Here is an 11,242-nt window from a genome sequence, read left to right as displayed (position 1 = left end):
GGGAGCGACACAATCGATGGTGGTGAAGGTAATGACTCCATCAACGGCGGCAATGGTGATGACTCCTTAGACGGCGGTGAAGGCAACGACACAATCGATGGTGGTGAAGGTAATGACTCCATCAAAGGGGGAAATGGCAACGATGTAATCTATGGCGGCAGTGGAGATGACTCGATTACTGGTGGTGAAGGTAACGACACCATCGATGGTGGTGAAGGTAATGACTCCATCAACGGCGGCAATGGTGATGACTCCTTAGACGGCGGTGACGGCAACGACACAATCGATGGTGGTGAAGGTAATGACTCCATCAACGGCGGTGACGGTAGCGACACAATCGATGGTGGTGAAGGTAATGACTCTATTGATGGCGGTTCAGGTAATGACTACATCAAAGGGGGAAATGGCAACGATGTAATCTATGGCGGCAGTGGAGATGACTCGATTACTGGTGGTGAAGGTAACGACACCATCGATGGCGGTTCAGCCAATGACACGATTGACGGCGGCAATGGTGATGACTCCTTAGACGGCGGTGCTGGCGATGACAGCATTACCGGCGGTGAAGGCGATGATTATGTTTACGGCAATGACGGCAACGATCTGATCTATGGAGGTAACGGTAGAGATACTCTAGACGGTGGAAATGGTAACGATACTATCTATGGTGAGGATGGGAATGACAGCATTCTAGGTGGTGGTGATGACGACATCCTGTTTGGAGAGAATGGTAACGACACCTTAAGGGGCGGCGCTGGTAACGATAGTCTTGATGGTGCCGATGGCAATGACACTCTTGATGGCGGTGAAGGCAATGACACTCTTGATGGTGCCGATGGCAATGACTCCATTAACGGTGGCGATGGTGATGACTCCTTAGATGGTCGTGAGGGTAATGACACTTTAAGAGGTGACGCTGGAACTGATACTCTTAACGGCTCAAACGGCAACGATCTCCTTGACGGCGGCGCCGGGAATGATTACTTATATGGTGGTAACGGAAACGACTATTTATATGGCGGCTCTGGTAATGATTCACTGTTGGGTGAAAATGGCAATGACCTGTTAAATGGCGATGCTGGCGATGACACTATCGACGGCGGTGCAGGCAATGACACAATCAACGGCGGCAATGGTGATGATTCCTTAGACGGCGGTGACGGTAACGACACGCTCAGGGGTGACTTAGGAGTCGATACTTTGTATGGAGGAAGCGGCAATGACAACCTTTCCGGTGGTGCTGGAGAGGACTACTTGTATGGTGAGGATGGTAATGACACCCTTATAGGTGATGCTGGAGACGATAGTCTCGTTGGTGGAAATGGTAATGATTCCTTGACTGGCGGCGACGGTAACGATACTTTGTACGGTAATAATGGCAACGATAATCTGAGGGGCAATGAAGGGGATGACAGCCTTGTAGGTGGCGATGGCAACGACTTAATCGAGGGAGGTGCAGGCAACGACACCTTGTCTGGTGGCGATGGTAAAGATACGCTCAGGGGCGATGCTGGTGACGATTCTTTATCTGGCGGCAGTGGTAATGACTCCTTGACTGGCGGTGAAGGCAACGACACCCTTGATGGTGGTGAAGGCAACGACACGATGGATGGCGGTTCAGGTGATGATGTTTTCGAAGGTAGCTTTTCTGGCGTGAGTACAGTTTCCGGCGGCTCTGGATATGACGTTCTTGATTTAAGTCGATTAACTTCTGTGGTTGTCACCTACGGAATTGATAGGACTGCTGGACAGGTGAGGTATGTTCGTGAGACGGGTGATGTTGGGATTATCAATTTCACAGGTATTGAGGAAGTGAGAATGCCAGGCCAATTTGATGGTGCGCGGATCATGCCTTCAGAAACGGCTATTACACCGCTAGTATTGGATTTAAACGGCAACGGCATTGAAACCTCAGATGTGCAGCATGGTGTTGTGTTTGATCTTGGTGGTAATGGCGACGCTGGATTGAGCGCATGGATTTCAGGAGGCGATGGATTCTTGGTTCGCGATATCAATGGCGATGGTCGCATTGCGAATGGCCGTGAGATGTTTGGGGAAGGTACCTTGTTGAAAAATGGTACATACGCCAAAAATGGTTTCGAGGCATTGGCAGACTTAGATGATAACGGTGACCATGTGATTGATTTGCACGATGAGGCCTTTGAGAGTCTTCGGGTTTGGGTTGACGGAAACCATGATGGCGTCACAGATTCTGGTGAGCTCAAAGGCTTGACTGATTTGCAGATCCAGTCTTTGAGTTTGCTTGCCACCGAGTCTGATTTGCTGGATCACGGTAATTTGCTGGGCTTGGTTTCAAGTTACACCATGGATGATGGAGTTCAGCGCGCCTTGGTAGATGTTTGGCTTGAACAGTCTGTGGATGCTGACCCAACAGTGGCGGATCTTGATCAGCAGATCATCCATGATCAAGCGCTTTATCAGGCTATGCTGGGAAACCCAATCTGATTTGGGTTTATGTTGATCTTTTGAGTGAGCACCCTTCGTTCTGAAGAGCGCTCACTCTGTGCGGATTGGAAGACGGCCATCGTCCCTTTTGGCCATCTTCCAATTAATATTGATCAATGGCAAGTATTCGTGGCGGGGAATTAGTTTAGATTAGGAGTCGATTGTAGATAACCCATATTTTTTATGGCTAGCCTTGCATGGATCTATAATTGCGTGGGGTTCGCCATTGAGCCCCATTTTTCTTCAGATATAACTACCTAAAGAATTTTTGTGACGGGCGGGATGAGCCCATTGTTTTCTAATTAATATCTATTGCGGCTCAAGAAGGCCGGCTTTTATTAGCCAGGATATTTGGGGTAAGAGGTGAGTCTTCGCATCTTCATCATTCTTTTGATGTATTAGGGAGGGGGTGAGGCCTTCGGATTGGGTGGATGTGTTAATGAGATTGAGTAAAAGTGTTTTATCAAAATGTTGAGATATGCCTTGATAGACTGGTCTATTTAGATATTTTTCGATTATATCTACACGCTCTGCAGTGGTTTTTGGCAAGAGCGGTCCCGGGCGCAGGATGGTGTTTATGTTGATTTGTTCGCTCGGATAGTGTGCAAACGAGTGAAATGGGTCGCTACGTCTAGGGTGTCGCAAACCAAGTCCGCCGTCTTCAGTATTCCAGCTTTTTTGAGGTTTGGATGATTCTCGAATTTTCTGTAACTCTAAGAATAAATTTTGATAGCTGGGTATGAGTTTTTCCCAGGAATAAGTGGCTGCGCGCTTTTGTCCTTCGGCACCCATTTGAGAGCGCAGTTCAGGGTTTTTTGCTAGCTTTATGTAAGCTTGTGCCGCATCTCTGATGTTCAGACCAATGAAGGCGCTAGCCTGGTTAACATATTCGCGGTAACTCAGAATGTGATCGGCATGCATATCCATTAAAAAGCCCCCGTCGCCAGCAGGTGGATGATATGTTTTAATTCGAAATCCATCTACACCATCGCGAACTGACTCGCGATAGCCATCATAATCGCTCACAACTACAGGAAGTCCCGATGCCATCGCCTCGATCGGGGTTAGTCCAAAAGTCTCCTGAATATTGTCCACAAGACTGGTGAATAAGTCTGCACCATACCAAATGGTATGACGGACATCTGGAATGCGCCCGTCCTCAAAAATAACCTTAATATTGGGGCAGGCTTCAGCTGCTGCCAGTTTGATTGTCTTTTCGTCCCAATTACTGGCAAACCAGCCGGCAAGAATTAATGTAACTTTCGGACCATTCTCCTCTGCAAGCTTCTGTGAGGCAATATTAAGGGCATCAAACATGGGATAAAGATTGGCCTTGGTGCGCATGTCCAGGCGACCCATATAGAGTGCGCACACATCATTTTCAGTAAGCTGCCACTTTGAGCGCCAGTTATTCCTGTACTGCTTTTTGCTAGGCTCATCGAATGTGAATGCATCTAAATTAACTCCAAGTGGCAGGATTGGCAATTGGAGTGGGGCAATTTTTGTTGCGCCCAAATGGTGTCTTAGCCACGCCGATTCATCATCTAGTAATCTTTGAACCATTGTTTTGACGGAAAGGCTCGGGCAGATTTGAGCATCCCAAAGGTAAACTGGTGCGCTTAGCATGTTGGCCAGAGCGTCTTGAATACTAAGCTCGCAGCTTGTGTGGGTCATGCCAACGATGCTAAATGCACTCTCTTCAGCCACTGAATTACGCCTGCGCACCCAGGCAATGTCGGCGACTTGGGGTCCTGGCAGGTAAACCGTGCCTATTGCACTTGCCCTATTAATTTGATTTTGAGCAATCCAGCGATATTTTGGCTTTAGCCCCATCTTGCTATGTACAAGCCCCCCCAGCTTGGCAAATACTTGCGCCTCATTTCTATATCGCGCCATGCACCAATACTCTTGGTGTTCAGTGTATTTGAACCATGCAGTTAGAAACCCTTCGTTAGCGGATTGCCTGCCCATCAAGGTTGCGCCAGAAGTGTCGTAGCTGTCTAGGGCAGGTATGCGAATAACGCAATTATTCGTTGATTTTTTTGTTTTCATATTCAATATCGAATGCACTTTTATCTTTGGAGTCAGATTGTAAATTTGGGTTTAAATTTCGAGCTGCACTTGAGGGGGGGTCTATTTTGAATATACCCTTGCCCCTGTATTGAATAATAGTATTTGCGCAGCTTGGAGAAGATCAAGCAAGTCAATTCAGTGCTAAGGTTTTTTTGGTGGTTTAGGTATGCTTGGTATTAATCGTGCGCTATTGGGTTGGCCAGGAATTTGTTGTAAATAAAAATGGGGCGACTGAATATAGGTTGATATTTTTGGAATCAGGTGGGTATATCGCCAAAAGTAGATATCTGGAGGTGCAAATTTTCCACTAAGGGGCTTATTTTTTCCCGTGAAATGCAACACTTTATTTTCAAAGACATCTGGCGCTTTAAAAGCCCTATCTTGAGTAATGTTTACCTGAAAATTAAATTCCGGTGGAAGTAAATTAACTTTCCCGCAAAAATGAAGGTTGAGAAAATCTTGATCAAGATGAATTGCGCTTGGATGGGATTTTGCAAATACCTCAAAAGAGTCTAGGAGATTTTCTTGAATCATTGTTGGATGCATTACCAGTAGCCCACTATTAAAGTACTGGGATGCATTGAGCCCTAGATTTTTTAGTTCATCAATTTGCTCTTGGTAGCAGCCAAATAAGTCGTCGTGAACCGCAGCTATAGGGTATAGAATTTTCTCCTTATCAAGCCATTGCTGAATTGTTGCAATGTCAATTTGATTGAATATGATATCTGAGTCAAGGTAGATTACTTGATCGTGTTGCGCCAATATCTCAGGGATCATTAGTCGATAAAGAGAGGCTGGGCTGAAGTGCCTGAAGTTCAGTTTATCGAAATTTTTTGGGGTTACCGAGTGAAGCTCCAGCGCGTGACCATAGCTGGATACGATTTTTTTGAGAGATTCTCGCGCCAGTGAGCAGAGCGTGTCATCATGAAGGAGGTGGACGCATACGGGGACGCTTGTATGTTCGCAAACAGAGGTGATGGTTGCTGCGGTATATGGCCAGTAATTCCCCTGGGCATCATGTAGTGCTAGGGCTATCTCTAGTTGCTTGGGTGCTGACTTCATTCTATCGAGTCAACGCTTTGGTCTAGTAGGGTGGGTGGCGCAAGTGTGCCGGCTTGAAATTCAAAAAGACGCATCTTTCCGCCTGAGTTGCGATCAAATTCAATGCCAGCGGCCAATCCCGCACAAGCCAAATCTTTGGCGCTCATCGAGCCCGGTTGATTTTTATTGGTATTTTTACCCCAGCTTGCATGCATCGCCCCTAGTGCATACGGGCGTCCACTGCCGTTTGCCCAAAAACAATTAAACGGCAAAACCTCGCGGTGTGCATAGACGCCGTAAATGCCGTTCCCATTCGCAATCATCGCAGAGATGTGGTTATTTTCGTAAGGATCGTCCGCGCTTTTTTTGGGGTTGAGAAAAAATTCATCCTTAAGCAGTTTATGGGCCTTTGTGAAAGTTTCAAAAATAGTGTCATGGTGATCTAGATTACATGCATCACCCATATTTCGGAGAACTTGAATGAGTGCTGTGTAGTGAGCTGTTGATCCAGATAGCCCAATACAGCTATTGCCAATAACAAATATTTTTTCGGCAAGATTGTAGGTGTCCGCTAACTTTGATGTACCCTGTGTTAGCAGGGAGTCTGAGCCTATGACGATATTTTTATTGGTTTTAACTGCAACAATTGTGGTCATATTCTTTGATGGTGGGTTGCGTAAGGATTTCTGCCTGGGTATTTGGGGATTAACCCTCTATTAATTTGAGATATCGGGGGAGGCAGATTTTATTGAAATCATATTTTTTAATAATGGTTTTTCTTGCAGCCTTTCTCATGGATGAAAAAGACTCTTGATTTGCCAGTGCATCACATACCGTGCTAGCAAGTTGTTGGGGGTTAAAAAAATCCACTAACAGGCCATTTTGACCATGCTGAATAAGTTCTTTGACTGGCGCGGTGTCAGAGCCGATTACCAGGGCGCCTAGACTCATTGCCTCCATCATAGACCAGCTCAGCACGAATGGTACCGTGAGATAAACGTGCGCAGCCGATATGTTTAATAACGAGGTAAGGGTGTCATAAGGGACTCGTCCTACAAAATGGACTCTTGAGATATCTAGCTGCCCCTTTACTTCGTTGAGATATTTTTGTTTGTAGTTTTGCTTGTCATCAAGTGGCGCACCATAACTTACCGCATCTCCTCCTACAATAATTACCCGCGCCTTAGGGCGCTCAGAAAGAATTTGAGGAAGTGCGCGCATAAATTGATGATAGCCGCGCATCGGCTCCAGATTGCGGTTGATAAAAGTGATTATTTCATCACCCTTCTTCAGGGTGAGGTCCTCCCTCCGTAGGCGTACTGTGGCCTCGGAGTTGGGTAGGAGAATATCCGTGCGGATTCCATCATGAATTACATGCATGTTGGCCCTGAGCTCTGGGGGAAATGTTTGGGCTTGCCACTTGGTTGGCGTAATGGCTTCGTCACAGCTCATTAGGCTGCTGGCTAAATGCATGTTGCGTACCTGCAGCCTTTTTGCGGATTCTATGCTCGCTGGAAACTCGGGGTCAAAATTGACATCGCCACCCTGATATTGATAGTAGAGTTCGTTAAAACCAAGTATGCGTGCCTGTGGGATGGCCTGACGCATAAATAGCATTTCACCCCATCCTGTGTGACCTAAAACAAGGTCCACCCCCACTTTTTTTGCTATATTGGCAGCTGCTTCTGCGGCAGCCATTCCTCGAATAACAGCCGCCTCAGTATTGCGAAGCCAAGGGTGCGTATCTTTGCCAAGCTGGCGACTAAGTGAGTATTGAAAATTCTTAATACCTATGAGGTGATCCTCTTTGCGCATGGAGAGGGCGTGAACTTGATGTCCGGCCGCAACCAGCGCTGGAGCTAGACCTCGGAATTGCCCCGGAAAATTTTGGTGCACTAGCAGGATTTTCATGCCAATCCCCCCGCCAGGTTTCCAATATGGATGGCGCCAACTTTATGCAGCCAGGCAGCGTGACGCAGTCCTTTGCTGAGGCTCCATCCGCAAGACGTGGCCCAGTCCTGAATTCGGAGTCCTGGCTGATTTTGGTGAGGGAGTTTGATACAGGCTTCTAGCATTTTTTCGGGCGTTTCTAATCGATTGGCTGCAAACCCCCACATTTTTAATGTTCTCAGGGAGTTGATTTCTTTGTCTGTAGTGTTTGAGTCGCGCCACAACAGGGTATCTGGTTCCAGTAGTTGGCTTGGGTAGTGATCAAATAATTCCAGCGGGTTTAAAAATGCAGGGTTTCGCAAGCTTGTTTTCCCAGTATTTGCTGCATGCATTCGTTTTAACTCCTGCTCGGACCATAGCGCTCTATAGTCTTTCATGACCACTTTCCAGTCATAGATTTCTCGTGCGCGCTTCATGCCGGACGCACCCATTGCCGCACGCTTTTCTGGTGATTCAATTAGCTCCTTCAGCGCTTGGGAGCAGGCGCTTATATCCACCGATGTCATTAGATGGCTATGCCCAATATAGTGGTCGTAATTTATTTTCCCGTCCTCATAACCCTCGCTTATTGCGAGAGCGCAGTCCAATAGGCCAGGTTGGGTTGTAGGAATAAGTATGCCGTCAATGCCGTGGCGAATAGTTTCTCTATAGCCATCCCAGTCGGAGGCAATAACGGCGATGCCTGCTGCCATCGCCTCTAGCGGAGTTAACCCAAATGTTTCTTGAATATTGTCAGATAGAGACATAAAAATATCAGCAACGGCGAAAGCTTGGCGAACCAAGTGGGGTATGCGGCCATCAATGCGTGTGACTGATATGCCGGCAAATTCAGATGCTTCTTCAAAGCATTTTTTTATGTCTTCATTTGAAAACCAGCCGCACTCAATGATTCGAATTTTACGTTTAGCCTGGTTTGCTGCCCGTGCACATGCTATATACATGGGTAGGGGGTTTGCTTTTGCATGTAGGCTTAGCCGACCCACATAGAGAACAACAATTTCATCTCCCTGTATTTGCAACTCTTGGCGACTAATGGCTCGAAAATTGAGGTCTGGAATAAAATCATCAGTATGTATTCCCAGGGGTATCACTGGGGTCATTGGCAGCGCTGGATTGATTTTTTCTACCCCCAGTCGAAATGCAAGCTGCGACTTTTGAAACTCCCATACTTGATGAACTGTTTTAAGAACGCTTTGTGAGGTGCAGATTAACGCGTCCCAATCGCAAAATGGGCCATGGATATATTCTGCTATTTGAGCAAGCACTCCAGATGAGCTAATGGTGTGCGTAACACCGCACAGGGCCATACTTTCAATACCTTGGCGACTGCGTTGCCAGGCAATTTGAGTGTTGATTGGTGCGGGGTAATACATAAGTCCGTCGACCCACTCTTGAGGTGTGTTGATTGCATGATGGGATATTGGCTTTTTCCAGCCCGTTTCCCTTACTTCTTTTTCTAGTTCGGCAATGCGCTTACCCCCGGCATGGATTAATCGAAGCGTCTGATGATCTTCTTCATAGGAGTTGGCAAGGCCGCGCATGAAACCCCGTCCAGCCGATTGCCTTCCCATAAGTTTTGGACCGCTAATTTGTAGCGCATCAAGTGATAAGCATATAGAAGGCAGAATGGGCTGCATGGCACCTCTGTATTTTGAGTGAGAAATTTACCGCCAGAATGCCGCCATCCTTGGTTTAATGAAGCGGTCAACATGGCGTGGCCAATGTTGGCACAAATTATAGGCGTTGCAATTGATTTTGAGCCCCCCTATTTTAGGTAGTTCATGTCCTCCCCCTTCCGATTTTCTTATTCCGTAATCCCTAAACAAGGGGTTTTTGGCGTCATTTATTGGGGTTAATATCTAGGCCAGATTGGCGCCAAAATTGTGGGGCGCCCCCAAGCAAAAGGATACAAAATGATTTTTTCACTTCAGGATAGATTACGTGCAGCCAAATTAGGCGCCAAGAAACTGTTTGGCGATGAGGCCGACAACCTTTTAGTTGGCGATGTGGCTGATGACACGCTGTATGGCGGCGGTGGCAATGACACCATTGATGGCGGCGATGGTAACGATTTCCTTGATGGTGGCGAGGGTAATGACACCGTTGATGGCGGCTCTGGTAACGATACGATTTACGGTGGTGCTGGTGCCGACCTTTTAAGAGGCGGCTTGGGCGATGACTTGATTGATGGCGGCGAGGGTGCCGACACGATTGATGGCGGCGAGGGTGCCGACAGTCTTTATGGTGGCGCTGGGAACGATCTTGTTGGCGGTGGTATTGGGAGCGATTTTGTTGATGGCGGCGAGGGTGATGACGCCCTTCGTGGTGACGATGGCGATGATAGTCTTTATGGCGGCTCGGGCGGTGATACGTTGGACGGCGGCAATGGTAATGACTTGTTGTTTGGTGAGGAGGGTAGCGACCAGATGTTGGGCGGCGCTGGCAACGACACCTTGGATGGTGGCAACGGGGTTGATGCAATTGATGGGGGCGCCGGCAATGATTCCTTATTAGGCGGCGATGGTGATGATGAGTTGATTGGCGGCACTGGTGATGACACTTTAGGTGGTGGCATCGGTAACGACATTATGGATGGTGGTATTGGTGCTGATTCGCTCTTGGGTGGCGACGGGCAAGATACCTTATTAGGTTGGTCTGGTAACGATACGCTATACGGCGAGCAGGGTAATGATCTTGTATTGGGTGAAGATGGCAATGACCTTGTTTACGGCGGCAATGGCGATGACACGCTTTCGGGCGGGTTTGGAAGTGACGTATTGCGCGGGGAAGATGGCAATGACTTGCTGGAGGGTGATGAAGGTAATGACGATTTAGATGGCGGCAATGGTAGCGACACCGTTCAGGGTGGCTATGGTGACGATAGCTTGTTGGGCGGACAAGGAGATGACTTATTAGTGGGCGGTGATGGCAATGACATTCTGGGAGGAGATAAGGGCAATGACACCATGGGTGGTGGCAATGGCAACGATATATTCCAAGGGGGTTTTTCCGGTAACGATATAGTGATTGGTGGTGCTGGGTATGACACCTTGGACCTATCATCGGTTAAGTCATCGACAATTGTTTATGGTGCTGACAAGACCTCTGGGGTTGTTTCTTACGTCGATCAAGATGGTATTGGTGGTTCAATTAGTTTTTCAGGTATTGAAAACATCGTTGATCCCAATGCGCTACCAACGACTCCAACCATTACCTTGGCACAAGACACTGGTAGCTCAAACACGGATGGCATTACTAATAATCCAGTGGCAAACATTGGTGGTCTGCAAGCAGGTGCTGCTTGGCAGTATCAAGTGGATGGTGGGGTTTGGATTAACGGTACAGGTACGAGCTTTAACCTCACTAATGGCTCACGCACCTATAGCGTGCGTCAGATAACCGCTAACGGGACTTCCGATTCAAGCGCAGCGCAGACCTTCGTACTAGATACCACTGCTGGCTTGGCACCAACGATTACCTTAGCTCTAGACACTGGCACCTCAAGCACGGATGGCATTACCAATAACCCCGTAGTGAACGTGAGCGGTTTAGAAGCAGGCGCTACTTGGCAGTATCAAATTGATAATGGCGCTTGGACTACTGGTACAGGCACAAGCTTTAACCTGAGCACTGGCTCAAGCACCTATAGCGTGCGTCAGATTGATGTGGCAGGTAATACTTCTGCAGTAAGCGCAGCTAAAACCTTCGTACT

The 11,242-nt window shown here is 47.6% G+C and carries 6 protein-coding genes and 1 pseudogene; 2 read left to right on the top strand and 5 right to left on the bottom strand.

The features are described 5' to 3' along the window. A partial coding sequence (locus ACIQZ3_RS10205; protein ID WP_397392800.1) for a calcium-binding protein occupies nt 1-2,466 on the top strand: 2,466 nt, incomplete at its 5' end. A 309-nt stretch (nt 2,467-2,775) separates the two neighbouring features. Here ACIQZ3_RS10205 and ACIQZ3_RS10200 read toward each other — a convergent pair. The 5 genes from ACIQZ3_RS10200 to ACIQZ3_RS10180 form a co-directional block, all read right to left on the bottom strand. Beyond that, complete coding sequence (locus ACIQZ3_RS10200) at nt 2,776-4,518, bottom strand: glycosyltransferase family 4 protein (RefSeq protein ID WP_397392798.1); 1,743 nt, start codon at nt 4,516-4,518, stop codon at nt 2,776-2,778. A gap of 162 nt (nt 4,519-4,680) precedes the next feature. Then, nucleotides 4,681-5,601: a glycosyltransferase family 8 protein gene (locus tag ACIQZ3_RS10195; RefSeq protein ID WP_397392796.1), complete on the bottom strand. Its 921-nt coding sequence runs from the start codon at nt 5,599-5,601 to the stop codon at nt 4,681-4,683. Beyond that, nucleotides 5,598-6,236 (bottom strand): MFS transporter, encoded by a 639-nt coding sequence (locus tag ACIQZ3_RS10190; RefSeq protein WP_397392794.1) that lies wholly within the window; start codon nt 6,234-6,236, stop codon nt 5,598-5,600. Before ACIQZ3_RS10190 ends, ACIQZ3_RS10195 begins: the two co-directional genes overlap by 4 nt. Nucleotides 6,237-6,285: 49 nt before the next feature. Then, nucleotides 6,286-7,491, bottom strand: coding sequence for a glycosyltransferase (locus ACIQZ3_RS10185; RefSeq protein WP_397392792.1), 1,206 nt, complete (start codon nt 7,489-7,491; stop codon nt 6,286-6,288). Continuing rightward, nucleotides 7,488-9,071: a glycosyltransferase family 4 protein gene (locus ACIQZ3_RS10180; protein ID WP_397392790.1), complete on the bottom strand. Its 1,584-nt coding sequence runs from the start codon at nt 9,069-9,071 to the stop codon at nt 7,488-7,490. Before ACIQZ3_RS10180 ends, ACIQZ3_RS10185 begins: the two co-directional genes overlap by 4 nt. 372 nt (nt 9,072-9,443) lie before the next feature. Here ACIQZ3_RS10180 and ACIQZ3_RS10175 point away from each other — a divergent pair. Next, nucleotides 9,444-11,242: pseudogene (locus tag ACIQZ3_RS10175) on the top strand (hypothetical protein); the annotation flags it as partial.

The sequence above is a fragment of the Polynucleobacter sp. genome (assembly GCF_044342855.1).
Taxonomy (GTDB): Bacteria; Pseudomonadota; Gammaproteobacteria; order Burkholderiales; family Burkholderiaceae; genus Polynucleobacter.
The sequence above is the reverse complement of the archived record's forward strand: the minus strand, read 5'-3'. Positions and strand labels throughout refer to the sequence as shown.